Here is a 26,562-nt window from a genome sequence, read left to right on the forward strand (position 1 = left end):
GGCAAGTCGGGGCGCCGACTTGCCCGCGAAGAATCCACCACCCATCTCAAACCTTGTCGAACGCCTGCCAGCCGCCGCCAAGCGCCTTGTACAGGCCCACCAGCGCCTGCGACACCGCCGCCGAGCTGTCGATCCACTGCTCCTCGCTGGCCAACAGTGCCGACTGCACGGTCAGCACGTTGAGAAAGTCCACCGCCCCTTCCACGTACTGACGCTGCGCCGTTTCCAGGGCAATGCGGTTCTGCCGTACCGCCTCGGCCAGGTGGTCGCGCCGCAACTGGCTGGCGTTGTACAAGCGCAGCACATCGTCGATCTCGTGCCAGGCACCCAGCACCACCTTGCGGTAGTTCAGCGCCGCCTCCTGCTGCTGCGCCTCACGCAACTGGAGCGTGCCTTTCAGGCGGCCGCCTTCGAAGATCGGCAGCGACAACTGCGGCCCGAAGGCGAATCGCCGCGAATCCCAGTTGCCGAAATCAGCCAGCTGCATCGATTGGAAGCCAGCGCTCCCGGACAAGCGGATGCTGGGGTAGAAATCGGCCTTGGCCACGCCAATGCTCGCGGTGGCGGCATGCAGGCGGGCTTCTGCCTGGCGAATGTCCGGGCGGCGCTCGGCCAGCTCCGAGGGCACGCCAATGGCGAACTTCTGCTCCGGTGCCGGCAACGCGCCAGCGTCCAGCAAGGTGCTCTGCAGGCTGCGCGGCGGCTCGGCCGCCAGCAGGCTCAGGGCATTGATCAGGTCATCGCGACGCGCCTGCAAGGTCGGCAGGCGCGCTTCGATCGACGCCACCTGGGCGTTGGCCTGGGCCACGTCGAGGCGAGTGGCGACGCCCTCGGCCTGGCGGTCCTCGGACAGCTTCAGGCTGTGCCGGGCAACCTTCAGGTTATCCTCGGTGACCTGCAGGGTGTGCTGCACCGCGCGCAACTGGATATAGTCACCCGCAGTCTCGGCGAGCAGCGCCAGCAGCACGCCATTGCGGTCATTCTCGGCGACCTCGACGCTGGCGTCGGCGGCCTCGACCTGGCGCCGCACCCGCCCCCAGAAATCCAGCTCCCAACCGGCAACCAGATCGCCCTGCCACAGGTTGAAGGCCGACTTGCCCGCCTTGCCGGACGGGTCGCTCAGCCCTTCGGCGCTGTTGCGCGCGCGGCTGTAGCCGGCGTTGACATCCACCGACGGCAACTCGTCGGCGGCGACGGTACTGCGCAGCGCCCGGCTCTGCAGCAGGCGTGCGCTGGCGATCTGCAGATCGAGGTTGCGCGTCGCGACCTGCTCGATCAGCGCGCTCAGGCGCGGGTCGTGAAAGCTGTCCCACCAGCGCAGTTGCAGCGGCTCTGCCACAGGCTGGCTCGCCGCCTGCTCGCCCTGCAGGGCGTTCCATTGCTGCGGCGCCTGGCTGTCGGGGCGCTGGAAGTCCGGGCCGAGGGTGCAGCCGGCCAACAGCGCGGCGAGCAGCACCGTGGGAGTGGCTGCCGCAATGGCTGGATGAGCTTTCATCGCGCCGTCACCTCTTTGCCAGCCAGGGTGTCGCCCTGGGTATCGATGGTCGCCTCCACCGACATGCCCACGCGAAGACGCTCGAGCAGAGGCTGCCCATCATCGAAGACGATCCTCACCGGAATACGCTGCACCACCTTGGTGAAGTTGCCGGTCGCGTTGTCCGGCTTCACCGCGGCGAAGGTAACGCCGGTGGCCGGCGCGATGCTCTCGACATGCCCGTGCAAGGTTTCGCCGGAGAAAGTGTCGACGCTGATACGCACCGGCTGGCCTGGCTGCACATGGGTCAGTTGGGTTTCCTGGAAGTTGCCGACCACATAGGCCTGTTGCAGCGGCACCACCGACAGCAGCCGCGCCCCCGGATTGACGTAGGCGCCAACACGCAGCGCACGTTCACCGACCATGCCGTCCACCGGCGCAGTGATGCGGGTGTAGGACAGGTCCAGCTCGGCTTTTTCCACGCCGGCTTCGGCCCGCTTGAGCTGGCCATCGGCACTGGCGACCTGGGCCTGGAGGATATCCACCTGCTTGCGCGTGGCAACCAGCGCCGCCTGGGTGTTGGCCAGTCGCGCACGGGCCTGGTCGACCCGGCTGCGGGCCTGCTGGGCGTTTTGCACGGTGCCGGCACCCTGCTCGGCCAGACGGCTGTAGCGCGTCACTTCATGGTCGGCGAAACCAGCCTCGGCCTGCGCGGCCTTCACCGCAGCCTCGGCCTGGGCGATCAGCGCCGCCTGCCGCTCGAGGGTGGCACGGGCATCGATGGCCTGCGCCTTGGCCACCAGCAATTGGGCCTGGGCGGCATCGAGCGCGGCCTGGTAGTCGCGGGCGTCGATGGTCGCCAGCAACTGGCCGGCCTTGACCTGCTGGTTGTCCTCGACCAGCACCTGCTTGATAAAGCCGGCCACCTTCGGCGCGACCACGGTGTAGTCGGCGGTGACGTAGGCGTCGTTGGTGCTCTGGCGGTGGTCGCTGCCGAACATCCAGGGGCCGACGATGGCGGCGAGGACGGCCACGGCGAGAACCGAGCCGATGAAAACTGTCTTGCGTGTTTGCGTCATGTCATTTGTCTCGAACTACAGTGTCAGGCCACCGCACGGGGCGGATAGACCCGGGTAGGCACAAAGGGAATCAGGCAGATCAGGGCCACGGCGATGCAGGCCATCACCAGGTAAAGGTCGGCCGAGGTGAGTACCAGGGCCTGTTCGTGAAGGCGCCTGGCCAGGTTCGCCGCGCCGTCGTCCAGCAGTGGCGCATTGCCCAGGCTGTCGACCAGATGATTGGAATGAAAATGCCGGCGCAGGGTGCCCAGGGCATCGAGCAGGCCGGTAGCGACCACTGCCGCCAGGCCCTTCACGGTGTTGAACCAGGCGGACGCGAACGGGCCTTCCTGCGGGGTCATGCCGTTGGTCGAGAGCATCAGCAGTGGCAGCACCGCCATCGGCTGGCCGAACACCTGCAGCAGGTAGTACGGGTAGAAGTCACCGCGGATCCATTCGCTGGTCAGCAGGCTGCTGCCCACGCACGAGGCCGCCAGCATCGCCAGCCCGCTCGCCAGTACCCAGCGGCAGTCCACCGCGCGGATATTGCACAGCGCTGCGGTGAGCGGCAGCGCGATCAATTGCGGCATGGCCACCAGCATCATCAGCGGGCTGGTCTGCGCTGGGCGATAGCCCTGGATCTGCGCCAGGTACGCCGAGGGGATACTGCCCACCCCCGACAGCACCACCAGCACACCGGCCAGGGTCACCAAGGCGAAGCTCAGGTTGCGCCGCGACAGCATGCGCAACTGGAAGAACGGCAAGGGCTCGGACCATTCGTTGTACATGAACAGCACCAGCAGCAGCAGGCCACCGCCCAGCAGCCAGCAGATCAAGGCCGAATCGAACCAGCCCCAGCGATCGCCCAGCGACAGGCCCAGCACGATGCTGCTGAGGGCCGGCAACCCCAGCAGCACGCCGCGCCAGTCGAACTGCCTGAAGCGCTCCAGGCGCAGCGGATCCTGCGGCAGGCCCCAACCGACGCAGAAGATCGCCAGTGCCGAGGGCAGGATGATCTGCCAGAACGCCCACTGCCAGCCGACATATTCGGTCCACAGGCCCGCCAGGGGCGTGCTGAGGTTCGGCCCGAACGTGGCGGTCAGGGCATAGCAGGCCAGGCCATAGACCTTGATGTTCGGCGGCAGGAAGCGCAGCGCCACGCTCATCAGCATCGGCGGCAATGCTCCCGAGGCGAAACCCTGGAGCACGCGCAGCAGCATCAGGCTGTGCAGGTTGGGGGCGAAAGGCTGGACCAGGCCCAGCACGGCGAACAGGCCAATGGCGGTCATGGTGAAGCGGCGCAGCGAGAAGGTGGTGGCCAGCCAAGGTGCGAAGGCCATGGCCGACACCGACGCAGCCGCATACACCGCCACCAGCCAGGCGCCCTCGTCGGCACCGATGCCCATGGCGCCGCGGATATCGGCCAGCGAAATCTTCGTCACCGCCTCGTTGAGGCCTGCGCAGAGCACCGCCAGCAGCACACCGAACAACCCCACCACCACGCGCAGGCCGAAGGGCGTCTGCGCGGGCGCGGCCGCCACGGGGGCGGCGGCGATCGCAGCGGCGGGCGCGGTCAGGGAACTCATTTTCGACATCTCCAGCAACATTTTTCAGCTGTGGGAAGTCTAGGGGTGGGGAATGCTTACGAAAACTGACTTGTCGGCAGGTTTATATTGCGCCAGACGCAATCCGCTTTCGGTGGTGGCCTCAAGGCTCGGTCCCGCAACACGCCTTCAGCGTGCGCCGCAGCCACCGATGCGCCGGGTCATTGTCAAACCGTGGATGCCAGGCCTGCATCACCCGCACCTTCTCCAACTCCACCGGAATCTCGAAGGAGCGCAGCGGCAGCCCGAACTTCAGCACATTGCCGAGGATATTCGCCGGCATCGGCAGGATCAGGTCCGAATTCGGCAGGGAGAACATCGCCGAGTGGAAGCTCGGGGTGATCAGCGAAACCCGCCGCTGCAGTTTGTAGTTGCCCAGCTCCACGTCGATCGGCCCGTTGGCCCGCCCGCGCCGCGACACGCTGATCTGTGGATAGCGGACAAAGCGCTCGGGGGTGATCGGTGCGTCGAAGATCGGATGGTCGTCCCGCGCCAGGCCCACGAAGTGCGTATCGAACAGATGCTGCACCTTGATCTCCGGCCCCAGTTCGATACTCGAGCTCACCACCAGATCGATCTGCCCGTGGCGCAGCACGAGGTCGTCATCGCCATGGGCTTCTGGCACGAAACGCAGCACCGTACGCGGTGCCTGGGCCAGCATCATGTGCAGCAGGCGCGCGCCATACAGGGCGACGAACAGGTCGTTGGTGCGGATGTTGAAAGCGCGCTCCAGGTTCGGCAGGTCGACGTCCTCGCCGCTGTTGAACACCAGCCCGGCCTGCTCCACCAGCGCCCGCACCTGGTCACGCAGGGCCAGCGCGCGGGGTGTCGGCACCAGGCCACGGCCGGCCCGCACCAGGATCGGATCGCCCAGCGCGTCGCGGATTCGCCCCAGTGTGCGGCTCATCGCCGCCGGGCTCAGGTTCATGCGCTGCGCAGCGCCCACCACACTGCCCTCGTCGAGCAGGGCATCGAGGGCGACAAGCAGGTTCATGTCCGGGAGTTGCATGGCCGTTTTCCGTGGCAAGTGTGGGAAACGCGATGGTAGCAGGTCGCACGATTGCGTCTGGTGCAATGACGCCGTGCGTGGGGTGCTATTTATCCGGGTTGGGGGAAGGTTCGAGAATGGTGTCGATCTTTTCGCGGGCAACCCCGCGAAAAGATCGACACCGCTCACCCGCCCTGACACAAGGCCCCGCCAATGCCCATCCTCATCGCCATCGACGCCTCCCCCGCCAGCGCCCCTCTGATCGACCTCGCCCGCCGCTACTGCCGCCCCGGCGAACATCCATTGCAGGTACTGCTGGCCATCGACCCGACCTTCGCCGTGCACGAGCGCCCGGCGTCCTATACCGAGCAGGAACTGGAGGAATACCCCGCCGCCTGCGAGGAGCAGCAACTGGCCGAACGCGCCCTGCAGCAAGCGGTGGCCACGCTGCGTGAAGCGGGTTTCCAATGCCAGGGTTGCATGATCGCCGCGCAACCGGTCGAGGCCATCGTCGACAAGACCCGGGAACTCGGCTGCGAGCTGATCATCATGGGCCACCGGCACCTGTCGCGCCTCGGCAGGCTGCTAGACCCGTCGATCAGCAGCAAGGTGATCGACCGGGTACAGGTGCCAGTACTGGTCTGCCCGGCAGGCGAGTAACCTTCACGCCCCGCCTGGCTTGACCACCACCGTGCAGGTCGTGCCCGCCGCCAGCAGATACCCTTCGGGCACCTCATCGATATGAATCCGCACCGGCACCCGCTGCGCCAGGCGCACCCAGTTGAAGGTCGGGTTCACATCGGCGATCAGCTCGCGGCTCTGCGGGTTGTCGCGGTCGTAGATACCACGGGCGATGCTCTCGACATGCCCCTTGAGCAACTCGCCGCTCATCATCTGCAGCTCGGCCTGGTCCCCCACCTTCACATGCGGCAGCTTGGTCTCCTCGAAGAAGCCGTACACCCAGAACGAATGCTCGTCCACCACCGCCATCACCGCCTCGCCGGTGCGGGCGTAATCGCCCTTGTGGATGTTCAGGTTGGTGACGTAGCCGTCGACCGTGGCGACGATCTCGGTGCGCTTGAGGTTCAGCTCGGCCGCCGCCAACTGTGCCTGGGCCTGCTGATAGTCGGCCAGGGCGGCGTTTGCGATATTGCTGGCGTCGTCACGGTTTTCCTTGGAGATGACCAGGTTGTCCAGGTCGGCACGGCGCCGCGCGTTGACCTTGCGCATCTCCCAGGTGGACTTGCGCGAAGCGACCAGCGCCCGGGCCTGCTCCACTGCCAGGCGATAGTGCTCGGGGTCGATGCGGATCAGCACATCGCCCTTCTTCACCTGCTGGTTGTCACGCACCGGCACGTCCACCACATAGCCCGGCACATCGGCGGCGACGTTGATGATGTCGGCGCGCACACGCCCGTCGCGGGTCCAGGGCGTGGTCATGTAGTGCAGCCACAACTGGCGGCCGATCACCACGGCAGCGGTCAGCACCAGCAGGGTGGCGAGGAGGCTGAAGAACTTTTTCATCGAAGGTTTCTCACCAGTAGACAGACAGCGCCAGTGCGCCGAACAGGCAGACGAACAGGGACAGGCGCAACAGCGCCGGGTGCCAGAAGAAGCGATAGCCGTCGTGGCTGGCGATGAAGCGGTCCAGGCCCCAGGCCAGGCCCGCAGCGAACAGGAACATCAGGGTCATGGTGGGCATGTATACGCCATGGAAGGCGATCTCACGGGGCATGGTGCAATCCTTTGGCCGGGGCCAGGGGTGACTGGGGGTCGAGCAGCGAGGTGCGGATGAAGTGCAGGTAGCTCTGCGCACGGCGCAGCACCGACGTGTCGAAGTGCCGGGCGAAGGGTTCGTCGGTGGCCTGCACGCGGCTGATGGCGTGGTCGACCGCCACCAGCGCGCGCTCGTGGTTGCTGGCGTTGGGCTGCAGGAACAGCCGCGCCAGGGCTCGCCCCATCACCCGGATCGCCTGGCGCCAGGGCTGCGACTCGGCGTAGGCCGGGTGCACCGGGGCATTGGCCTGCTCCTTGCGCAGTTCGATGACAGCGTGGCCGACTTCCGATACCACGAACATCCAGCCCATCAGCTCGGCCTGCACCTGCGGCTTGCCGGCCGCCAGGCCATAGGCCTGGTGCAGCAGGTCGCGGGTGCGGCTCTCGAACGCCGAGCCCAGGCCACGCAGGCGCCCACCGATGGCGAACAGCACCTGTTCGCGCAGGTCCTGCTCCAGGCGGCTCCATAGCCAGCGGCTGTTCGGCGGCAGGATGATCGCCCCGGCCGCAGCGCAGACCAGCATGCCGATGATCATGCCGATGTAGTCGTTGATGAAGGCGTACGGGTCATAGACCGTAAGGTTGTTGGGCACCGAGCCGATGGCGAAGAACACCAGCAAGCCCACGCCATAACCGGCATAGGCCGGGCGCGACGAGAGAAAGGCACCGAGCACGAACACCGGCGCCAGCACCATGCACAGCAAGGCGAAACCGTCGATCCAGGGGAACACGAAGAAGGTTTCGAAGAAGCCGATGAACGCCCCGAGCAGGGTGCCGCACGCCATCTGGAACGACATGCGCCTGGGGTTGGGCGAGGCTGCCGAAAGTCCGGCGGTGACCGTGGCGATCAAGGTCATCATGGCGCCGCTGGGCCAGTCGCTGAGCAGCCAGTAGCTGCCCAGCAGCAACAGCACCGCTGCACCACGCACCCCGGCGGCCAACGACACCAGCCAACTGGTCTGAGCCACATAGGGCTCGTCCCACTGCTCGCGTTCGTGGTTGTGCACGGCCAGTGATGCGTGGGTCTGGGCGTAGCTGTAGAGGTCGTCGACCAGGCGGTAGAGCAGCTCGTAGGTGGTGTGGAAGTCCAGCAGGTCGGCGTCGCTGGGGTCGGTCTCCAGGTACGCCGAACGCAGCCCGCGCACCTGGGCCTGCAGGCCGTCCTTGTAGGCCGCCAGCTCCAGGGTCAGGCGTAGTGCATCGGCATCGGTCAGGGCTCGCCCGACGTAAGGCTCGAGCAGCTGCGCCAGGGTTTGCAGGCCCGGTTCGATGGCGCCGACGATCTGCGCCGGGCCGCGTGCGCGCAGGCGTTCGAGCAAACGGTGCAGGGCGTTGAAACGGGTGGTGATGGCCATGAACTCGCTGTTCATGCGCACCAGGCGGCCAGAGCGCCTGCGCATGTGCGGGTCTTCGAAGGCGGTGACGTTGCGCAAGCTCTCCAGCCCCACCGCCTCGGCGATGAAACGCACGTTGCTGGACTCGAACAGCGCAGGCTGGCTGTTGCCGCGCAGGGCCTCGACCACCACCCCGGCAAACACGCCGAAGCGCTGGTACAAGGCATTGCGCATGGCGGCGCTGGCCGATTGCGGCAGGATCGCGGCACTGACCAGGGTCGAGACGAGAATCCCCAGGGAAATCTCCAGCACCCGCCAGACGGCGGCCATGAACGCCTGGTCGGGGTGCTGGAGCACCGGCAGGCCGATCATCGCCGCGGTATAACCGGCCAGCACGAAGCCATAGGCGCGGAAGGTGCGGTAGCGCATGGCCCCTGCCGAGCACAGGCCGACCCACAGCGCCAGGCTGGGCAGGAACAGCTCGGTGTTCTGCGGGAAGATCGCGATCAGCGCGACCATCATCGCCGAGCCGGCCAGGGTGCCGAGCATGCGGTAGAAACTCTTGGCGAACACATGCCCGCTCTGCGGCTGCATGACGATGAACACGGTGATCATCGCCGTGCGCGGCTGCGGCAGCTCCAGGCGCATGGCCAGCCAGAGGGTGAGGAACGCCGCAGCGAGTACCTTGAAGATGTAGACCCAGGTCACCCCGTCGGTGCGCGCCCAGGCAAAGAAGCCCCGGCGCCACTCCAGGCTGGACAGCCAGCGCATCATTGCCCGTGCCCCGAGGCAATCAGGGCCGGCGCTTTCGGCGCGGCCTGGTGCGCCTCATCCGGCAGGTCGCTACCCGCGTCGAGGCCACCGCCCAGCGCCGTGACCAGCTCGGCATGCACACTCAAGCGCGCAGCCTGGACCTGCTGCTGGATCCGCTGCTGGCGAAACAGCAGGGTCTGCGCATTGAGCACGTTCAGGTAGTCGGTCAGCCCGCGCTGGAAGGCAACCGTGGCGATGTCGTAGGTCTTCTGCGCAGCGGCGACGGATTCGGCGGCGAAGTGCGCCTGCTGCGCCATCGACTCGCGACGGATCAACTGGTCGGAGATGCCCTTCAACGCCCCGACCACTGTTTCGTTGTAATGCGCAACGGCCATGTCGTAGCCAGCAGAAGCCGCGCCCAACTGCGCGCGCAGCCGCCCGCCATCGAAGATCGGCAAGCTGATGGCAGGCCCGACGTTGTAGTTGAACTTGCGCCCGGTGAGAAACTCCAGCGGCCCGCCACCGGTGGCCATGAAACCAAGGCCGCCGACCAGGTCGACGTTGGGGAAGAAGCCTGCGTGGGCGACCTCGATGCCACGAGCCTGGGCTGCCACCTGCCAGCGGCTGGCGACCACGTCGGGGCGCTGGCCGACCAGCTCGGCAGGCAATGCCGAGGGCAAGGACAGCGGCGCCGCCAGGGTCAGCGTCGGGCGTTGCAGGCTGGCACCCTCGCCCGGTCCCCTGCCGGCCAGTGCCGCCAATTGGTTGCGCGTCAGGGCGATTTCTTCGTCGAGGCTGTCGATCTGCCGATGGGTTTCCGGCAACGGCGCTTCGGCCTGGCTGACGTCCAGATGGGTGCCGATCCCGGCCTCGAGACGCCGCCTGGCCAGCGCGAGGATCTGCTCCTGCTGCTCCAGCTCGGCCTTGACGATGTCGCGCTGGGCGAAATGCAGGCTCAGCTGGATGTAGGTGCGCACCACGTTGTTGTGCAATTCGAGCTGGGCCTGGCGGGCTTCGGCGGCACGCATGTGCGCCTGGTCCAGCGCCTGCTCACTGGCGTTGCGTTCACGGCCCCACAGGTCGAGGGCGTAGCTCAGGCCGATGGCGGCGTTGTTGTCCCAGGTGTTGGCGCCGGACAGGGCGCCGGGGCCGTAGAACTGATCCTCCGGCCAGTTGTGCCGCTTGAGGGTCGCCTCGCCGTTGGCCTGAAGGTGTTCCGCCGACTCGACCACACCGGCCATGGCCCTGGCCTGGCGCACCCGCGCCGCGGCCATGGCCAGGCTCGGGCTACCGGCAACTGCGAGGTCCATCCAGCGGTCCAGCTGGGGATCACCATAGGCGCGCCACCATTGCTGCGCGGGCCAATGGGCGTCGCGCTCGGCTTCGCGGATGGCAGGGTCGGTGGCGAGTTGGTTGGCTTGCAGCGTCTTGCTTTGCGGGGCAATGCCCCAGGTTCCGATACAGCCGCTCAAGGACAGGCTTAGGGCACAGGCACTGAGCGCTCGAAGCGCTCCGATGTTGCGACGCGGCACAGCTGCGATTTCCCGAGGAAGAGGTGAAGGGGCCGGGCAATTCTAGGGGCGGGTTTCATTGGCGATAAGCGCATATTCCTGCGAATCTTTGTTACCAAAACAGCGATAATCCGGCTTTGGTCGGACGTGCTTTTTCATTACTTCATGTCACAATTTTGTCCTCTAGATCGAGAGTGACCCATGGACACCCTGCAAAACATGCGTGCTTTCAGTTGTGTAGCCCAGCTCGGCAGCTTCACCGCCGCCGCTGCGCAGCTGGATACGACCACCGCCAACGTGTCGCGGGCGGTCTCCAACCTGGAAGCCCATCTGCAAACCCGCCTGCTCAATCGCACCACACGGCGCATCGCCCTGACCGAAGCGGGCAAGCGCTACCTGATGCGCTGCGAACAGATCCTGACCTTCGTCGAGGAAGCCGAAGCCGAGGCCAGCGATGCCCACGCCCGCCCCGCCGGGCAGCTCAAAGTGCATTCGATGACCGGTGTCGGCCAGCATTTCGTGGTCGATGCCATCGCTCGCTACCGCCAGACGCACCCAGACGTCACGTTCGACCTGACCATGGCCAACCGTGTGCCCGACCTGCTCGACGAGGGCTACGATGTGTCCATCGTGCTGGCCAGCGAGCTGCCTGACTCAGGGTTCGTCTCCCAGCGCCTGGGGATCACCTACAGCATCGTCTGCGCCTCCCCCGACTACATTGCTCGCCACGGCATCGCCCACAAGCCCGCCGACCTGCTCAAGCACCAGTGCCTGCGCATGGTCAGCCCGGTGATTCCGCTGGAAAAATGGCTGTTCGACGGTCCGGAAGGCCAGGAGATGGTCAACATCACCAGCTCGCCGTTCCAGGTGAACTCCGCCGACGCGATGAAGACCGCGATCCGCAGTGGCATGGGGGTGGGCGTGCTGCCGATCTACTCCGCCATCGACGGCCTGCGCGACGGCAGCCTGGTGCGGGTGATGCCCGACTATCGCCTGCAGGAGCTGAACCTGTACGCGATCTACCCGTCGCGCCAGTACCTGGATGCCAAGATCAAGACCTGGGTCGAATACCTGCGCAACTCGCTGCCGGAGATCCTGGCAGCGCACGAAGCAGACCTGAAGACCCATGAATTGCTGATCGCCACCTGAAAAAGCTGCTGCATTGCAGGTGGCGACAATGGTAGGTTGCTAACCAATCGTTGATTCGCGGCGGCCTTTTCGCAGGCCGCCATCGTCCCACCGCCTTGCAGAGAAGTAGCCCGATGAAAAAGACCGTCCTGGCCTTCAGCCGTATCACCCCGGCCATGGCCGAGCGCCTGCAGCACGACTTCAACGTGATCCTGCCCAATCCCAAGCTGGGCGACATCAATGCCCAGTTCAACGAAGCGCTGCCTGAGGCTCACGGCCTGATCGGCGTCGGCCGCAAGCTCGGCCGCGCGCAGCTCGAAGGTGCCGGCAAGCTGGAGGTGGTGTCGAGCGTGTCGGTCGGCTACGACAACTACGACCTGGACTACTTCAACGAGCGCGGCATCGCCCTGACCAACACCCCCGACGTGCTCACCGAAAGCACCGCCGACCTGGGCTTTTCGCTGATCATGGGCTGTGCCCGCCGTACCGCCGAGCTGGACGCCTGGACCAAGGCCGGCAATTGGCAGGCGACCGTAGGCCCGGCGCATTTCGGCAGCGATGTGCACGGCAAGACCCTGGGCATCGTCGGCATGGGCAACATCGGCGCCGCCGTGGCTCGCCGTGGCCGCCTGGGCTTCAACATGTCGATCCTGTATGCCGGCAACAGCCGCAAGAGCGCGCTGGAGCAGGAACTGGGCGCGCAGTTCCGCAGCCTGGAGCAGTTGCTGGCCGAGTCCGATTTCGTCTGCATCGTGGTGCCGTTGTCCGATGCCACCCGCAAGCTGATCGGCGCCCGTGAGCTGAAGCTGATGAAGCCGAGCGCCTTCCTGATCAACATCGCCCGCGGGCCGGTGGTGGACGAGGCGGCGCTGGTCGAGGCGCTGCAAGCCGGCACCATTCGCGGTGCCGGACTGGATGTGTACGAGAAGGAGCCGCTGGCCGATTCGCCGCTGTTCAAGCTGCCCAACGCCCTGACCCTGCCGCACATCGGCTCGGCGACTGCCGAGACCCGCGAAGCCATGGCCAACCGGGCGATGGAGAACCTGCGCGCAGCGCTGCTGGGCGAGCGACCACGGGACCTGGTGAATCCGCAGGTGTGGAAGGGCTGAACCTGGCCGCTGACTGTACCGGCCTCTTCGCGGGCAAGCCCGCTCCCACAACAGCCCACATAGCTTGAATATGGTGGTGTTACCTGTGGGCGGGCTTGCCCGCGAAGAGACCTGCACCAATCCAACAGGCTCAACGCGGCTGGCGCCGCCGTCCCAGCACCTTGCGCACCACATACCGCGGCCGGTGCTTGGTCTCCTGGTAGATACGCCCCACATACTCCCCCAGGATCCCGATACCGATCAGTTGCACGCCCCCCAGGAACAGGATCGCCGACAGCAGCGACGGATACCCCGGCAGGTCGATCCCCCACAGCACCTTCTGCACGATCAGGTACACCGCGAACACCAGCGCGAACAGCGACACCCCCGCGCCGATGTAGGTCCACAAGCGCAAAGGCACGGTGCTGAACGAGGTGATGCCATCCAGCGCCAGGTTCCATAGCCGCCACAGCCCGAACTTGCTCTCCCCCGCCACCCGCGGCGGGCGGTCGTACTCGATGATCTCGGTGCGAAATCCCACCCACGACAACACGCCCTTCATGAACAACTGTTGCTCCGGCAACTGGCGGATCGCGGCGACCACCTTGCGGTCGAGCAGGCGAAAATCACCGACGTTCTCTTCGATATGGGTGGAGGCGATGCGGTTGTGCAGCCGGTAGTACAGGCGCGCGCTCCAGCGCTTGAGCGGGGTGTCGGCATCGCGGCTGCGGCGCTTGGCCAGGACCACGTCGGCGCCTTGCTGCCAGCGCTCGACCATCTGTGCGATCAGCTCGATGGGGTCCTGCAGGTCGACATCGATCGGCACCATGGCATCGCCATCGGCATATTCGAGCCCGGCGAACAGCGCCGACTCCTTGCCGAAATTGCGCGAGAAGTTGATCACCGTGACCCATTCATCACGCAGCGCAAGTTCGGCGCAGATCGCCTCGGTCTCGTCGCTGCTGCCGTCATTGACGAACAGGATCTCCACCGTCATGCCCTGCAGCGACGGCTCGGCGCGCACGGTGCGGTAGAAGTGCTCGAGGGTGTCCTGCTCGTTGTACACCGGCACGATGAGGGTGATGTTCATGGCGTCCTCCGTCTGAAGACCACAGTGCGCGAGTAGCTGTAACCCACTACCAGGCTGACCGTGGAAAAGGTCACGAGGGTCAGCCAGGGTGACAGGCGTGCCCAGTCGGAAAGCGCTCCCAGTGCCACGCTCACTATCCCCATGCCCAGCAGGAACAGCAAGTAGCGCCGTTTGCTGGGCCTGGCCGCGAAGGTGTAGCGGGCATTGACGTAGTACGACAGGCTGGCCGCCACGGCGAACGCCAGCAGGTTGCTTGGCGCCTGGCGCAACCCCAGCAGCAGGTGCAGCAGAAAGAACACCGACCAGTGCGCCAGGGTATTGCCCAACCCGACCAGCACATAGCGCCGCATCTGGCCGAACAGGCCGCCCGCACCGCTGCTCACGGCAACGTCCAGGGCCTGGGCTGCGGCTTGGTCACCACATAACCCTGGTCGCCGACGAGGTAGATGCTGTACAGGCGGTTGTCCACCACTGGTGTGTCGCCGCGGGCCAGCAGATCATCGGCGCGCCAGGCCGGCGCCGGGCTCTGGTTGGCGGAGCTGTTGATATAGAACTGGCCGATACCGACGCGCGCCATCATCTCCGGCAAGAGTACGAAGTCCGAACTGCGGATGAACTTGAGCAGCGGCGCCCGGGCCTGCGCGCCAGAGGCTGCAGGCAACCAGCCGTCGGCCTGGTTGCGTTCGAGCAGGTAGAAGGCGCGGGCCTTGTCCAGCGCCGGGTGGCTGAGGATGTCCTGACCGATGTACTGGCCGATCGCAGCGAACTGCGCCTTCTGCGCCTCCAGCAGGCGGCCATGGGCGTAGGCCAGCGACAGCATCGACAGCAGCGGCAGGCAGAGAATCAGCGCACGGTCGGGCGCACGGTTGCCCAGCCCGCGCCTGGCCAGGTAGAGCAGCAGCACCAGTACGCAGGCAAAGCCCATCAGGGTGCGCGCGCCATGAATGAAATAGTCGAATGCCAGCATCACGCCGCTGGTCATCACCAGCAGCACCAGCACCGCCAGCAGCAGGCCGCCGCCGCGCACGAGCAGGCCCGGCAGGCCGTGGTCCCGATGGATACCCCGGGCATCGCGCCACAGGCCAACGCCGGCCAGCAGCGCCAGCCCAACCGCCAGGACTCGATTGCCGGGCGTCAGCAGCAGGGCGACCTGTTCGAACGCAGTGCCCAGGCGCTGTATCACTTCGCCCGGCAGCGCAGTGTCCACCGCCAGCATGGTCAAACGCTGCTCGGACATCCAGGGCATCGCCACCAACAGGTACACCAGCCCGCCCAACAGCATCTGCACCACACGCAGGGTCACCGCTTTGCCCACCCTGGCCAGCCGATCGCCCCGCAACAGGCCGCGCACCGCGTCGATGCAACACAAGCCGATGAATACATTCAGCGTCACCTGGTAGAAACCCAGGCCGCAGGCAATCAATACGGTGCCAGCGAACAACCGGCGTGAATCGAGGCTTACCGCCAGGATCATCGCCGCCAACCCCAGTGCCATGGCGGGCCCGTCGTACTGGTACGACAGGTTCTGCAGGAAGAACGGGCTGTACCACAGCGGCAACACCACCAGCAGGTCGGTCGGGCGCGGCTGTCCGAAGTAATGGATGGCCAGGCGCGCCAGGGCATAGGCCGCCACCGGCAGGCTCAACAGCAGCGGCAAGGGAAACAGGTTGATCGCCCCACCCGCGAAGCTCAGCCCGGCATGCAGCCACTGGGTGAACAGGCGCCCTTCGGCGATCCAGTTACCCGTGGCGGTCTGCGCGCGCCAGACATCGTCGAGGTACATCGAGTCGGCAAGAATCAGCGGCAGCACATGCAGGCCAAGCGCGAGCAGGCAGAGCATGTGCGCCTGGCGCGGTGTCAGGGGGCGGTTCCACGGCTGGGCTGTCGACATGGCCTACCTTGCAGGATCAAGGGATTTGGCCAAGTGTAGACAGCGCAGCGCCGGCATCTTCTGCATCGGTGTCGGGAACAGGCCTCACTTCATGGCCAGCGTTGCCTGCGCAGCCTTGGCAACCCGGGGCTTGCGAAACACCAGCACGTTACCGGCCATCACCGCGACCAGCCCCAGTAATGCCGGTGCGGTCCACTGATAGCCTTCGGCGAATGCCGACACGTTCAGCGCCACCAGCGGGAACAGCACCGTGCAATACGCCGCCCGCTCCGGACCCATGCGCCCGACGAGGGTAAGGTAGGCGGTGAAGCCAATCACTGAACCTGGGATCACCAGGTACAGCAGCGAACCGATATAGCGTGTGTTCCACTCCATGGCGAAGGGCACGCCTGTGACCAGGCAATACAACCCCAGCAGGCTCGCCCCATACACCATCCCCCAGGCGTTGGTGGTCATCGGCTTGAGGCCCGCCTTCTGTTGCAGGCTGGAAAGCATGTTGCCGGCCGAGAAGCACAGGGTGCCCAGCAACGCCAGGCCCAGGCCGACCAGGGTTTCGCGGCTGGCGGCGTGCCCTGACAGCTCCGGCCAGAACAGCAGGCCCAACCCCAGCAAGCCCAAGGCGCCGCCACCCAGCACGTTGGCGGCGATCTTCTGGCCGAAGAAGATCCGCGCGTTGAGCGCGTTCCACAGGGTTGCGGTGGAGAACACCACGGCGATCAGGCCGCTGGCGATCCACTGGCTGGCGGTGAGGAAGCACATGAAATTGACGCAGAACAGGCACAGCCCCTGGGCCAGGCAGATCAGGTGCCCGCGCCGATTCATCGGTTGCAGGCGACGGGTCAGCAGCAGGACCGCGAACAGGATCAGCCCGGCCAGGGCGAAGCGGTAGACGATCGATACCGGGATCTCGACCACGCCCAATTGCAGTTTCAAGGCGATCCAGGTGGTGCCCCAGATCAGGACGGTGAGCAGGTAGAGCGACAGGTTCATGGGCTGGATCCTTGGGGCTTGGCGGTGGTCTGCGGGAGCGGCGGTGGGCTCACGAAGTCTGTCCCCCTCGCCCCGCCTCGCGCTTGCACAAACTTGCGCTTTTCCGTCGGCAACCACTCCCATTGCGCTCGCCTCGCAGTACGATAGCCCTCCAGAGGAATCGCCCATGCCGCCACTTCATCAGCTGCAAGTCTTCAACGCCATGCACAGCTCGCCCAACGCCCGCCTGGAAGCCAGCGCGCAAATGGGTGAGGGCCTGGCAGCAGCCCTGTGGCGCAACCGTGACGATGCGCGTGACTACCTCGCCCCCAGCCACCACACCCTGTCGTGCTACATCGCCGACGGCACCGGCACCTTCCGCCGCCAGCGCCCGGGCGACAAGGGCGCGCCCAACAAACTGTGCATCATGCCGGCCGGCCACGAGTCCAATTGGGTGGTCAACGGTGCTATCCGCCTGGCGCACCTGTACATCAGCGAAGAACAGTTCGCCTTGGGCTGCATTCGCCTGCTCGACCGCGAGCCACGGGAAATGCAGCTGCACGAAGCCACCTTCCTCGACGACCCACAGCAGGCCCTGCGCTTTCACCAACTGATCGGGCTTGACTGGAACGAACCTGCCGAGCGCCTGCTGGCCAGCAGCCTGGCGCACGCCATCATCGACCATGCCGTGCTGGGCCAGGCCGGGCTGCGACAGGGCCTGCGGCTCAAAGGCGGCCTGGCACCGCACCAGCGTAGGCACTTGGTGGACTACATCGAGGCCAATCTCGACCAGCCGCTTTCACTGAACGAACTGGCGCTGCGCTGCAATCTGTCCGAATACCACTTCGCCCGGATGTTCCGCGCAAGCTTCGGCCTGCCGCCGCACCAGTACCTGCTGGCGCGCCGGCTGCACCAGGCGTGCCGGTTGCTGCGCCAGGGCGACCTGCCGCTGGGGCAGATGGCATTGCTGTGCGGGTTTGCCAGTGCCAGCCATTTCAGCAACCGCTTCAGGCAGGCGATGGGCGCCACGCCCGGCGAATATCGCGCTGCGTTGGGCAGAATAGAACTTGCGAGCCGATAAACCTTCGCCTGGGTACCTGATAATTCTGCTAGTTGTGGGCTCCTGATCAATTGCTTAGCTTCAGCAGGCACCTATCGTCCTTCACTGAATCTATCGCTCAGGGGTGGAACATGGACAAGATCACAAAACTACCCGACGCCTCTTATGGTTCAACTGCGCCGGATAGATCGGCGGAACCTCACTTTAACCTGAAGTGGTTTGGCTTCGAGAGCGAACATACGTACGAGACCTCGAATGCCAAGATTGATTATGAGTTCAACGAAGGCTTCACTCAGATCATCGCGTATATGGATCCCCCGATTGATCGAGTCGTTCTGAATGTTCCTAATGGAACCAAAGACGGGAGTTACCCTTTTGTCACCAGGGATGAACATCAAGGTGGGAAAGTCGGCATCATCCCCGGAATCATCCTGGGAGGAACCAATATCGGTTCAGTAAAAGGTGTTGTCGATCTGAACAACATCAACGAAAGGTGCATCGTCAGCTTCTCTGGAACGGCAGGCGGTTTCAACCTCAAAAAAGGGTATTTCAATTTCCCTTACCCGCGTAAACCACGTTGATGGCTGAATATATTGAAAGCACTCTACTTCGCCATTGAAGTAGAGTGCTGCTGACCTGCCTCAGAACTCCAACGTACTCGACACACTCACCTGCCGTGCATCGCCGATGGCCACGAAGTACCGGTTCACCGCCGAGCTGTAGTACACCTTGTCGAACAGGTTCTTCACGTTCAGCTGCAAACGCACCTTGTGCGCATCCAGCTTGGTCTCGTAGCTGGCGAAGGCATCGGCGACGGTGTAGGCCGGCAGGTCGAAATCGTTGGCCGGGTTACCTGCCCGCTCACCGATATAGCGTGCACCCGCTCCCAGGCGCAGACGATCACCGCCGAACAGGCTGCCGTAGTCGTACACCGCTGACAGCGAGCCAGTATGGCGCGCCACGTTCTGCAGACGATTGCCCTTGAGGTCCGGGTCCTTGGTCACTTCGGCGTCGGTGAAGGCATAGCTGCCGATCAGGCTCCAGCGTTCGCTGAGCTGGCCGCTCAGGTCCAGTTCGACGCCACGCGAGCTGACTTCGCCGGCATTGCTGTACAGGGTTTCGCCGGTGCGGGTGTCGAAGTTGGCCACCAGCACATTGCGCTTGGTGATGTCGAACAGAGCCAGGGTGCCGGTGATCTGCCCGGGAATGTCGAGCTTGGCCCCCAGCTCCCAGGCCTTGCCCTCCTCAGGAGCGATGGAAGAGTCGAGCACCAGGCCACCGGTCAGTGGGGCGATGCTGGAGTTGGGCTTGAACGACTCGCTGTAGCTGCCATAGAACGACAACTGCTCATCGACCTTGTAGACCAGCCCGGCATGCGGGGTCCAGGCGCGGTCGCTGGTATCGGTGTTGGTGGTGAACGGCCGGCCGCGACCGGCGAGCTGGTCGTACTGTTGCAGGCGCACACCGGCCACGGCGATCCAGTGCTCGTCCAGGTGCACGGCGTCCTGGAAGAACAGCGAGTCGGTGCGCAGCTTGTCGGTCTGGTCGCTGTCGCTGGCACGCACGGTGCTGCCTTCAGGCTCCTGCCCGTAGACCGGGTTGAGGTAGCTGAAGGTCGAGCGGCTGGCCTGGCGGATCAGGTCTGCGCGGTAGACCTTGCGGTCTTCATGGTCGAAGCCCAGCAACAGGTCATGCTGCATCCCGCCCAGTTGCACATTGCCGTTCAGGCTCAGGGTGGCGAACTGGTCGCGGCTCATGGCGCCGTGGGTGCCGTCCATGCTGCGGGTCAGGGTGCCACGGGCATCGTTGACGCCGGTCACCCGTACTTGGCTGGCGTCGTAGGTTTCACGGTTGAAGCTGTAGCCGAAGTGCAGTTTCCAGTCGTCCGCCAACTGGTGATCGACTTCAAGGCGATACAGGTCCGAGCGGCCTTCCATGTCGTTGAACGGCTCGTCGAGGCGGCGAGTGGCCGGGATGTCCAGCGGGTGATTGGTGCGGTTGCTGATCGCCGTACCTCGGTCGAACGGATACAGGAACTCACGGTGCTCGTAGGCCAGCATCACCTGGGTGTCCTCGCCAAACCAGGCCAGCGACGGTGCCACCAGCGACTCGCGGTGCACGCCGTAGTTGCGCCAGTAGTCTTCATCTTCATGATCGACGATCAAACGATAGGCCAGGTTGCTGTCGCCCAGTGCACCAGTGCTGTCGAAACTGCCACCGCTGCCATTCTTGCCGCTGCCGTAGGTCGAGCCGCGCAGGGTCAAGGCGTTGTATTGCTCGAGCTGCGGGCGCTTGCTGACCACGTTGATCACCCCGCCCGGATCCTGGATGCCGTACAGCAGCGACGCGGGCCCCTTGAGCACTTCGACGCGCTCGGTGGTGGCGTTGAGGCTGCGACCCTGCACGATGGGCATGCCGTCGCGCATGATCGAACCGTCGCGATTGTCGCCGAAGCCTCGCTTCATCACCGTGTCGGAGGTGCCGCCGAAGTTGTTGCCCTGGGTGATACCACTGACGTTGGCCAGGGCATCGTCGAGGTTGCGCGGTGCCTGGTCGCGCAGCACCTGGGCCGGAACCACGTTGATGGCGTGCGGCGTTTCCAGGTTCGTCCCCTGGCCGCGCATGATCGAGGGGCTGGCCGGTGGCTGGTAGCTGAAGCTGTCCATCTGCGAGGTCACGGTGGTGGCTTGCAGGTTCAAGGCGCCGGACGTGTCGAGAGGTTCCAGGGTCAGGGTGCGCGCATCGACGCGGCGCCAGGCCAGCCCGGAATGGCCGAGCAATTGCTGCAAGGCCTGCTCGGCGCTGAACGCGCCGTTGAGCGCCGGCGCCTGCTGGCTGGGCAGCTCGAAGGTGTACACCACGCTTTGCCCAGTAGTGCGGCTGAAGGCGTTGAGGGCCTGGACCAGTGGTTGACCGGGCTGGGCAAAGGTATACACCTGAACCTGCTCGGCGGCGTGAGCCAGGGGTGTCAGCGCCACAGCGGACAGGGTGCAGAGACCGAACCAGAGAGGGACGCAACGCGGGGTGAATTTCATGGACGCTGACCTGTGAGAGAACGGATTGATTGCGAATGAATCGCACTTTCACTCACTACACGAATGCCGCGCCGGGTTACCTCACTGCTTGTGCAAAAAATATTTCCGGAAGCGGCTGCACGCCCCATAACGGCACAAGGCCGCTCCCGGGCAGAGCGCCCATCGGCGCATTACCCGGAAGCGGCCTTGCGCCGCATCCTGCTGGGATCAGTGGTGTTCGCGGGTCGCGCGGAACTGCACGTCAGGCCAGCGCTCTTCCATCAGCGACAGGTTGACCCGGGTCGGCGCCAGGTAGGTCAGGTGACCACCGCCATCGATGGCGAGGTTCTCCATGGCCTTGTTCTGGAATTCCTCGAGTTTCTTCTTGTCGTCGCAGGCGATCCAGCGTGCCGACCAGACGGTGATCGGCTCGTAGGCACACTCGACCTTGTACTCTTCCTTCAGGCGGCTGGCGACCACATCGAACTGCAGCACACCGACCGCACCGAGGATGATGTCGTTGCTGCGCTCGGGGAAGAACACCTGGGTCGCCCCTTCCTCGGCCAACTGCTGCAGGCCCTGGCGCAGTTGCTTGGATTTCAGCGGGTCTTTCAGGCGCACACGGCGGAACAGTTCCGGGGCGAAGTGCGGGATACCGGTGAAGCCCAGCGCTTCGCCTTCGCTGAAGGTGTCGCCGATCTGGATGGTGCCGTGGTTGTGCAGGCCAATGATGTCGCCGGCGTATGCCTCTTCGAGCTGTTCACGCTCGGACGAGAAGAAAGTCAGCGCATCGCCGATGCGCAGATCCTTGCCCAGGCGCACATGGCGCATCTTCATGCCCTTCTCGTACTTGCCCGAGCAGATGCGCATGAAGGCGATACGGTCGCGGTGCTTGGGGTCCATGTTCGCCTGGATCTTGAACACGAAACCGGTGAACTTCTCTTCCACCGGCTCCACGGTGCGCTCGTGCGCCACACGTGCCAGCGGGCGCGGCGCCCAGTCGACAACGGCATCGAGCACATGGTCGACACCGAAGTTGCCCAGGGCGGTCCCGAAGAACACAGGCGTGAGCTGGCCGTTGATGAACTCGTCCTGGTTGAACTCGTGGCAGGCGCCCTGCACCAGTTCCAGTTGCTCGACGAAGCTATCGTACTGGTCGCCCAGATGCGCGCGGGCCTCATCGGAATCCAGCTTCTGGATGATCTTGGCTTCGGTGCGCTCGTGGCCGTGGCCCGGGGTGTAGACGATGATGTAGTCACCGGTGAGGTGGTACACGCCCTTGAAATCGCGGTAGCAACCGATCGGCCAGGTGATCGGCGCGGCCTTGATCTTCAGTACCGCTTCGATTTCGTCGAGCAGTTCGATCGGGTCGCGGATGTCACGGTCGAGTTTGTTGATGAAGCTGACGATGGGCGTGTCGCGCAGGCGGCACACGTCCATCAGGGCGATGGTACGCGGCTCTACACCCTTACCGCCGTCCAGCACCATCAGCGCCGAGTCCACCGCGGTGAGGGTGCGGTAGGTGTCTTCGGAGAAGTCTTCGTGGCCGGGGGTGTCGAGCAAGTTGATCATGTGCTCGCGATACGGGAACTGCATCACCGAGGTGGTGATGGAGATGCCGCGCTGCTTCTCCATTTCCATCCAGTCGGAGGTGGCATGGCGATCGGACTTGCGCGACTTCACGGTCCCCGCGACGGAGATCGCCTTGCCCATCAGCAGCAGCTTCTCGGTGATGGTGGTCTTACCGGCGTCGGGGTGGGAAATGATTGCGAAAGTGCGGCGCTTCGCGACTTCGGCGGCCTGGTTGGTCATGGGAAATCGCCTGACTGGGGATCGAAAAAGGGGCGATATCATACCTGAACTCGGGCCTGGACCAAAATCGGATGAATGAGTGGTTGAGGCCCGCGAAGAGGCCGGCACAGACACATCAAATGCAGCAAACAATCGGCTAGTCACGACAAAAGGCCGCAGGGCAGTTATTTCAACGCCTGCAGCGTATCAATGCGATTTTTATTCTTGTCATATTTCCCTGAAGCCAGTGATTAACACTGGCCAAATGCCGCCTCAGATGGGAACCTTTACGCCCCCGGAGACGTCCACTCCCCTGCAACCCGTTTCGGTTCAGGGCTGGTTTCACCAGCATTCACGAGCCTGACGGGGCTCGACTCATGGCATGAACGCACTGCCTCGCAGGCGTCACGCTGCTACTCGCGAACACACCACCCGCCTCCCGCACGGGCCGGCTACGAAGAAGTGTGTCCGCCGACGACATAAGGAGTCCACCTGTGGCGAAACGCTACGGAAAAGGGCTGATGGGATGGGCCTGCGTGCTCGTCATCCTGGCCCTGCTGATCCACTGGATCGGCACTGACACGATCGCGCGTTACCGCGACGATCTTGGGTTCTACCTGCAAGCGCACCTGGTACTGGTGTTGGCTTCGATGGCGGCGGCGCTGGCCGTGGGCATCCCCGCCGGCATTGCGCTCAGTCGACCGCACCGGGTCGACAAAGCCGAGCGCTTCATGCAGTTCTTCAACGTTGGCAACACCATTCCCCCCCTGGCCGTTCTGGCCATTGCCCTGAGCATTCTGGGCATCGGCGCAGGTCCTGCGATCTTCGCGTTGTTCCTCGCCTCCCTGCTGCCCATCGTGCGCAACACCTACGAGGGCCTGAAAAACGTCCCCGCCTCGCTCAAGGAAGCCGCCACCGGCATCGGCATGACCCCGCGCCAGCAACTCTGGCAGGTGGAGCTGCCCAACGCCGTGCCGATCATCGTCGGCGGCGTGCGCGTGGCCCTGGCGTTGAATGTGGGCACCGCACCACTGGCGTTTCTGATCGGCGCCAACAGCCTTGGCAGCCTGATCTTCCCCGGCATCGCCCTGAACAACCAGCCACAGCTGCTGCTGGGCGCCGCCTGCACGGCGCTCCTGGCCCTGGTACTGGATGCCCTGGTGAGCTTCTCCAGCAAGCGCTGGCTGGAACGCGGCCTGGCCGGATAACAAGAGGGAACTCATGAAAAAGACAATCGCCTTGCTGCTGGGCGCGGCACTGCTATGCGCAGGTTTTGCCCAAGCTGCAGAAAAACCCCTGGTGCGCATCGGCGCGCGGGTGTTCACCGAGCAGACCGTGCTCGCCGAAATCACTGCCCAGTACCTGCGCGCCAACGGCTTCCAGGTCCGAGTCACCGGCGGATTGGGCAGCAGCCTGGCGCGCCAGGCCCACGAAACCGGGCAGCTCGACCTGATGTGGGAGTACACCGGGGTATCGCTGGTCTCCTACAACCACATCGAGGAACGCATGCCCAGCGCCGAAGCGACCTACAACAAGGTCAAGGCCCTGGATGCGAAGAAGGACCTGATCTGGCTGACCCCTTCCAAGTTCAGCAACACCTATGCCCTGGCCCTGCCACGCAAGGTCGCCGAAGCCTACCCGCAGGTCACCAGCATCAGCCAGCTGAACCAGGTGCTGCAGGACGAACAGGCGCGCAAGCACCTGGTGGCGCTGGACACCGAGTTCGCCAATCGCCCCGATGGTCTCGATGGCCTGCAGGCGATGTACGGCATGCAACTGGGGCGCGCCAACATCCGCCAGATGGATGCAGGCCTGGTCTACACCGCCCTGCGCAACAACCAAGTGTTCGCCGGCCTGGTCTACACCACCGACGGCCGCCTCAGCGCCTTCGACCTCAAGCTGCTGGACGACGACAAGCACTACTTCCCCGACTACACCGCCGCGCCGGTGGTGCGCAAGGCGGTGCTCGACGCCCATCCACAACTGGCCGACCTGCTCAAGCCGCTGGCCGAGACGCTCGACGACGAGACCATGCGCCAGCTCAACGCCAAGGTCGATGTCGAGCACCAGAGCCCGTCCAGCGTGGCCGCGGCTTTCCTGCGTGAACATGCCTTCAGCGAGGTCGCGCGATGAACCTGTTCGATACCTTCGCCCATCTCGACTGGGCCCTGGTCCTGCAACTGACCGGGCAACACATCATGCTGGTCGGCATCGCCGTCAGCCTGGCCATCGTCATCGGCGTGCCGCTGGGCATCCTGATGACCCGCTTCCCGATACTGGCCGGCCCGCTGCAGGCCAGCGCCACGGTGCTGCTGACCATCCCGTCGATCGCCCTGTTCGGCCTGCTGCTGCCGTTCTACAGCAAGTTCGGCCAGGGCCTCGGCCCGCTGCCGGCGATCACCGCGGTGTTCCTTTATTCGCTGCTGCCGATCCTGCGCAACACCTACCTGGCCCTGACCAACGTCGAGCCCGGCATCCGCGAAGCGGCACGCGGCATCGGCATGACCTTCGGCCAGCGCCTGCGCATGGTCGAGCTGCCCATCGCGGTACCGGTGATCCTCGCGGGCGTACGCACCGCCGTGGTGATGAACATCGGCGTCATGACCATCGCCGCGACCATCGGTGCCGGTGGCCTGGGTGTGCTCATTCTCACTTCCATCAGCCGCAGCGACATGTCGATGCTGCTGGTCGGCGCCGTACTGGTCAGCCTGCTGGCGATCATCGCCGACCTGCTCCTGCAAACCCTGCAACGTGCCCTGACTCCAGAAGGACTGCGCTCATGATCGAACTCAAGAACCTCAGCAAGACCTTCAACGTCAACGGCAAGGACGTCAAAGCCGTCGACTCGGTCAGCCTCACCGTCAACGAAGGCGAAATCTGCGTGTTCCTCGGCCCTTCGGGCTGCGGCAAGAGCACCACGCTGAAGATGATCAACCGCCTGATCACCCCGACCTCCGGCCAGGTGTTCATCAATGGCGAAGACACCACCGGACTCGACGAGGTCACCCTGCGCCGCCACATCGGCTACGTGATCCAGCAGATCGGCCTGTTCCCCAACATGACCATCGAGGAGAACATCACCGTGGTGCCGCGCCTGCTCGGATGGGACAAGCAGCGCTGCCACGATCGTGCCCGCGAGCTGATGAGCATGATCAAGCTCGAGCCCAAGCAGTACCTGCAGCGCTACCCGCGCGAGCTGTCGGGTGGCCAGCAGCAACGCATCGGCGTGATCCGCGCGCTGGCGGCCGAGGCCCCGGTGCTGCTGATGGACGAGCCGTTCGGCGCGGTCGACCCGATCAATCGCGAGATGATCCAGAACGAGTTCTTCGAGATGCAGCGGGCGCTGAACAAGACCGTGATCATGGTCAGCCACGACATCGACGAGGCCATCAAGCTGGGCGACAAGATCGCCATCTTCCGCGCGGGCAAGTTGCTGCAACTGGATCACCCGGACACGCTGCTGGCGCACCCGGTGGATGACTTCGTCAGCAACTTCGTCGGCCAGGACAGCACCCTCAAGCGCCTGCTGCTGGTGCGCGCAGAAGATGCCGCGGACAACGCGCCGTCGGTCAGCCCCGAGACCCCGGTGAGCGAGGCGCTGGAGTTGCTCGACGAGCACGACCGTCGCTACGTGGTGGTCACCGATGCGGCGAACAAGGCGATGGGGTATGTGCGCCGGCGCGACATGCACCGCCAGCAAGGCACCTGTGGGGACTTCCTGCGACCGTTCAATGCCACCGCGGCCCATGACGAGCACCTGCGCATCCTGCTGTCGCGCATGTACGAGTTCAATCGGGCCTGGTTGCCGGTGCTGGATGCCGAGCAAGTGTTTCTGGGTGAGGTGACCCAGGAGTCTATTGCGGCTTACTTGAGTTCGGGTAGGTCGCGGGGAGCGAAGACCAGCATCGTGTCGCCTGCGGAGGCGGTGGCCCTTTAGATTGCCAGGGGCGCTTTGCGCCTCGCCAATGTCGAATCAAATCCTGGATATGTAGTGCTGTACGGGCCTATTCGCGGGCAAGCCCGCTCCCACAGG

The 26,562-nt window shown here is 64.9% G+C and carries 23 protein-coding genes; 9 read left to right on the forward strand and 14 right to left on the reverse strand.

Translation table 11 applies throughout. The annotated features are described in order from the left end of the window. Positions 1 to 46: 46 nt before the first annotated feature. From HU729_RS16530 to HU729_RS16545, 4 genes are all read right to left on the reverse strand, one after another. Complete coding sequence (locus HU729_RS16530; protein WP_186710984.1) at positions 47 to 1,495, reverse strand: efflux transporter outer membrane subunit; 1,449 nt, start codon at positions 1,493 to 1,495, stop codon at positions 47 to 49. Then, positions 1,492 to 2,553 carry an HlyD family secretion protein gene (locus HU729_RS16535; RefSeq protein ID WP_186668149.1) on the reverse strand — a complete coding sequence of 354 codons (1,062 nt, stop codon included), beginning with the start codon at positions 2,551 to 2,553 and terminating at the stop codon, positions 1,492 to 1,494. The genes HU729_RS16530 and HU729_RS16535 overlap by 4 nt, the downstream gene beginning before the upstream one ends. A gap of 23 nt (positions 2,554 to 2,576) precedes the next feature. Further along, positions 2,577 to 4,118, reverse strand: a complete 1,542-nt coding sequence (locus HU729_RS16540) for an MFS transporter (RefSeq protein WP_186710985.1) — start codon at positions 4,116 to 4,118, stop codon at positions 2,577 to 2,579. 121 nt (positions 4,119 to 4,239) lie between these two features. Further along, positions 4,240 to 5,145, reverse strand: a complete 906-nt coding sequence (locus HU729_RS16545) for a LysR family transcriptional regulator (RefSeq protein WP_186668152.1) — start codon at positions 5,143 to 5,145, stop codon at positions 4,240 to 4,242. 192 nt (positions 5,146 to 5,337) lie between these two features. Between HU729_RS16545 and HU729_RS16550 the strand changes: the two genes are divergently transcribed. Then, on the forward strand, positions 5,338 to 5,784 hold the full coding sequence (locus tag HU729_RS16550) for a universal stress protein (protein ID WP_186710986.1): 447 nt from the start codon (positions 5,338 to 5,340) through the stop codon (positions 5,782 to 5,784). A gap of 3 nt (positions 5,785 to 5,787) precedes the next feature. On the opposite strand, the gene HU729_RS16555 is transcribed toward HU729_RS16550, so the two are convergent. Genes HU729_RS16555 through HU729_RS16570 form a run of 4 tightly spaced genes read right to left on the reverse strand, consistent with a single transcriptional unit; the run spans position 5,788 to position 10,519 of the window. Then, positions 5,788 to 6,648, reverse strand: coding sequence for an HlyD family secretion protein (locus HU729_RS16555; RefSeq protein ID WP_186710987.1), 861 nt, complete (start codon positions 6,646 to 6,648; stop codon positions 5,788 to 5,790). A 10-nt stretch (positions 6,649 to 6,658) separates the two neighbouring features. Beyond that, complete coding sequence (locus HU729_RS16560; protein WP_054894899.1) at positions 6,659 to 6,859, reverse strand: DUF1656 domain-containing protein; 201 nt, start codon at positions 6,857 to 6,859, stop codon at positions 6,659 to 6,661. Continuing rightward, positions 6,849 to 9,005, reverse strand: coding sequence for an FUSC family protein (locus tag HU729_RS16565; protein ID WP_186710995.1), 2,157 nt, complete (start codon positions 9,003 to 9,005; stop codon positions 6,849 to 6,851). The genes HU729_RS16560 and HU729_RS16565 overlap by 11 nt, the downstream gene beginning before the upstream one ends. Beyond that, complete coding sequence (locus tag HU729_RS16570) at positions 9,005 to 10,519, reverse strand: efflux transporter outer membrane subunit (protein ID WP_186710988.1); 1,515 nt, start codon at positions 10,517 to 10,519, stop codon at positions 9,005 to 9,007. The genes HU729_RS16565 and HU729_RS16570 overlap by 1 nt, the downstream gene beginning before the upstream one ends. Positions 10,520 to 10,699: 180 nt before the next feature. On the opposite strand from HU729_RS16570, the gene HU729_RS16575 reads away from it, so the two are divergent. Together HU729_RS16575 and HU729_RS16580 are read left to right on the forward strand one after the other, a co-directional pair. Then, a complete protein-coding gene (locus HU729_RS16575; protein ID WP_186668158.1) occupies positions 10,700 to 11,647 on the forward strand; it encodes a LysR family transcriptional regulator in 948 nt (315 codons plus the stop codon). A 113-nt stretch (positions 11,648 to 11,760) separates the two neighbouring features. Next, entirely contained in the window at positions 11,761 to 12,735 is a 975-nt protein-coding gene (locus tag HU729_RS16580; protein ID WP_186668160.1) for a D-glycerate dehydrogenase, read from the forward strand. 130 nt (positions 12,736 to 12,865) lie between these two features. Here the strand turns inward: HU729_RS16580 and HU729_RS16585 are convergent, their stop codons facing one another. The 4 genes from HU729_RS16585 to HU729_RS16600 form a co-directional block, all read right to left on the reverse strand. After that, complete coding sequence (locus HU729_RS16585) at positions 12,866 to 13,804, reverse strand: glycosyltransferase family 2 protein (RefSeq protein WP_063546050.1); 939 nt, start codon at positions 13,802 to 13,804, stop codon at positions 12,866 to 12,868. Next, on the reverse strand, positions 13,801 to 14,187 hold the full coding sequence (locus HU729_RS16590) for a GtrA family protein (RefSeq protein ID WP_346655305.1): 387 nt from the start codon (positions 14,185 to 14,187) through the stop codon (positions 13,801 to 13,803). The genes HU729_RS16585 and HU729_RS16590 overlap by 4 nt, the downstream gene beginning before the upstream one ends. Continuing rightward, positions 14,184 to 15,695 (reverse strand): glucosyltransferase domain-containing protein, encoded by a 1,512-nt coding sequence (locus HU729_RS16595; RefSeq protein WP_186710989.1) that lies wholly within the window; start codon positions 15,693 to 15,695, stop codon positions 14,184 to 14,186. Before HU729_RS16595 ends, HU729_RS16590 begins: the two co-directional genes overlap by 4 nt. Before the next feature lie 84 nt (positions 15,696 to 15,779). Beyond that, a complete protein-coding gene (locus tag HU729_RS16600; RefSeq protein ID WP_186668165.1) occupies positions 15,780 to 16,685 on the reverse strand; it encodes a DMT family transporter in 906 nt (301 codons plus the stop codon). Between the two features lie 166 nt (positions 16,686 to 16,851). Here HU729_RS16600 and HU729_RS16605 point away from each other — a divergent pair, with 166 nt between their 5' ends. Both HU729_RS16605 and HU729_RS16610 read left to right on the forward strand, forming a co-directional pair. Beyond that, positions 16,852 to 17,745, forward strand: coding sequence for an AraC family transcriptional regulator (locus tag HU729_RS16605; RefSeq protein WP_186710990.1), 894 nt, complete (start codon positions 16,852 to 16,854; stop codon positions 17,743 to 17,745). Between the two features lie 110 nt (positions 17,746 to 17,855). Further along, positions 17,856 to 18,305, forward strand: a complete 450-nt coding sequence (locus tag HU729_RS16610) for a hypothetical protein (protein WP_186668169.1) — start codon at positions 17,856 to 17,858, stop codon at positions 18,303 to 18,305. Positions 18,306 to 18,365: 60 nt separating this feature from the next. Here the strand turns inward: HU729_RS16610 and HU729_RS16615 are convergent, their stop codons facing one another. Both HU729_RS16615 and HU729_RS16620 read right to left on the reverse strand, forming a co-directional pair. Next, positions 18,366 to 20,759 (reverse strand): TonB-dependent receptor, encoded by a 2,394-nt coding sequence (locus tag HU729_RS16615; protein WP_186710991.1) that lies wholly within the window; start codon positions 20,757 to 20,759, stop codon positions 18,366 to 18,368. Positions 20,760 to 20,966: 207 nt separating this feature from the next. Further along, positions 20,967 to 22,550 (reverse strand): peptide chain release factor 3, encoded by a 1,584-nt coding sequence (locus tag HU729_RS16620; protein WP_186710992.1) that lies wholly within the window; start codon positions 22,548 to 22,550, stop codon positions 20,967 to 20,969. Between the two features lie 500 nt (positions 22,551 to 23,050). Between HU729_RS16620 and HU729_RS16625 the strand changes: the two genes are divergently transcribed. From HU729_RS16625 to HU729_RS16640, 4 genes are read left to right on the forward strand one after another with little or no spacing between them, the layout of a single operon-like run. Next, the gene (locus HU729_RS16625) at positions 23,051 to 23,737 is read left to right on the forward strand and encodes an ABC transporter permease (RefSeq protein ID WP_162714456.1); all 687 of its coding nucleotides are present in this window, start codon (positions 23,051 to 23,053) and stop codon (positions 23,735 to 23,737) included. A 13-nt stretch (positions 23,738 to 23,750) separates the two neighbouring features. After that, positions 23,751 to 24,662 (forward strand): glycine betaine ABC transporter substrate-binding protein, encoded by a 912-nt coding sequence (locus HU729_RS16630; protein ID WP_186710993.1) that lies wholly within the window; start codon positions 23,751 to 23,753, stop codon positions 24,660 to 24,662. Further along, positions 24,659 to 25,312: an ABC transporter permease gene (locus tag HU729_RS16635; RefSeq protein ID WP_186710994.1), complete on the forward strand. Its 654-nt coding sequence runs from the start codon at positions 24,659 to 24,661 to the stop codon at positions 25,310 to 25,312. Before HU729_RS16630 ends, HU729_RS16635 begins: the two co-directional genes overlap by 4 nt. Continuing rightward, the gene (locus HU729_RS16640) at positions 25,309 to 26,466 is read left to right on the forward strand and encodes an ABC transporter ATP-binding protein (protein ID WP_186668179.1); all 1,158 of its coding nucleotides are present in this window, start codon (positions 25,309 to 25,311) and stop codon (positions 26,464 to 26,466) included. The genes HU729_RS16635 and HU729_RS16640 overlap by 4 nt, the downstream gene beginning before the upstream one ends. Positions 26,467 to 26,562 lie beyond the last annotated feature (96 nt).

The organism is Pseudomonas sp. RW10S2 (assembly GCF_014268985.1).
GTDB classification, from domain to species: Bacteria; Pseudomonadota; Gammaproteobacteria; order Pseudomonadales; family Pseudomonadaceae; genus Aquipseudomonas; species Aquipseudomonas wayambapalatensis.

Excerpts from the sequence above, each read along its gene's own strand:
- HU729_RS16620 (WP_186710992.1), bottom strand. The coding sequence starts at position 22,550 with ATGACCAACCAGGCCGCCGAAGTCGCGAAGCGCCGCACTTTCGCAATC.
- HU729_RS16535 (WP_186668149.1), bottom strand. The coding sequence starts at position 2,553 with ATGACGCAAACACGCAAGACAGTTTTCATCGGCTCGGTTCTCGCCGTG.
- HU729_RS16610 (WP_186668169.1), top strand. The coding sequence starts at position 17,856 with ATGGACAAGATCACAAAACTACCCGACGCCTCTTATGGTTCAACTGCG.
- HU729_RS16640 (WP_186668179.1), top strand. The coding sequence starts at position 25,309 with ATGATCGAACTCAAGAACCTCAGCAAGACCTTCAACGTCAACGGCAAG.
- HU729_RS16585 (WP_063546050.1), bottom strand. The coding sequence starts at position 13,804 with ATGAACATCACCCTCATCGTGCCGGTGTACAACGAGCAGGACACCCTC.
- HU729_RS16545 (WP_186668152.1), bottom strand. The coding sequence starts at position 5,145 with ATGCAACTCCCGGACATGAACCTGCTTGTCGCCCTCGATGCCCTGCTC.
- HU729_RS16580 (WP_186668160.1), top strand. The coding sequence starts at position 11,761 with ATGAAAAAGACCGTCCTGGCCTTCAGCCGTATCACCCCGGCCATGGCC.
- HU729_RS16605 (WP_186710990.1), top strand. The coding sequence starts at position 16,852 with ATGCCGCCACTTCATCAGCTGCAAGTCTTCAACGCCATGCACAGCTCG.
- HU729_RS16540 (WP_186710985.1), bottom strand. The coding sequence starts at position 4,118 with ATGAGTTCCCTGACCGCGCCCGCCGCTGCGATCGCCGCCGCCCCCGTG.
- HU729_RS16560 (WP_054894899.1), bottom strand. The coding sequence starts at position 6,859 with ATGCCCCGTGAGATCGCCTTCCATGGCGTATACATGCCCACCATGACC.
- HU729_RS16565 (WP_186710995.1), bottom strand. The coding sequence starts at position 9,005 with ATGCGCTGGCTGTCCAGCCTGGAGTGGCGCCGGGGCTTCTTTGCCTGG.
- HU729_RS16600 (WP_186668165.1), bottom strand. The coding sequence starts at position 16,685 with ATGAACCTGTCGCTCTACCTGCTCACCGTCCTGATCTGGGGCACCACC.
- HU729_RS16530 (WP_186710984.1), bottom strand. The coding sequence starts at position 1,495 with ATGAAAGCTCATCCAGCCATTGCGGCAGCCACTCCCACGGTGCTGCTC.
- HU729_RS16625 (WP_162714456.1), top strand. The coding sequence starts at position 23,051 with ATGGGATGGGCCTGCGTGCTCGTCATCCTGGCCCTGCTGATCCACTGG.
- HU729_RS16635 (WP_186710994.1), top strand. The coding sequence starts at position 24,659 with ATGAACCTGTTCGATACCTTCGCCCATCTCGACTGGGCCCTGGTCCTG.
- HU729_RS16575 (WP_186668158.1), top strand. The coding sequence starts at position 10,700 with ATGGACACCCTGCAAAACATGCGTGCTTTCAGTTGTGTAGCCCAGCTC.
- HU729_RS16595 (WP_186710989.1), bottom strand. The coding sequence starts at position 15,695 with ATGTCGACAGCCCAGCCGTGGAACCGCCCCCTGACACCGCGCCAGGCG.
- HU729_RS16630 (WP_186710993.1), top strand. The coding sequence starts at position 23,751 with ATGAAAAAGACAATCGCCTTGCTGCTGGGCGCGGCACTGCTATGCGCA.
- HU729_RS16550 (WP_186710986.1), top strand. The coding sequence starts at position 5,338 with ATGCCCATCCTCATCGCCATCGACGCCTCCCCCGCCAGCGCCCCTCTG.
- HU729_RS16555 (WP_186710987.1), bottom strand. The coding sequence starts at position 6,648 with ATGAAAAAGTTCTTCAGCCTCCTCGCCACCCTGCTGGTGCTGACCGCT.
- HU729_RS16615 (WP_186710991.1), bottom strand. The coding sequence starts at position 20,759 with ATGAAATTCACCCCGCGTTGCGTCCCTCTCTGGTTCGGTCTCTGCACC.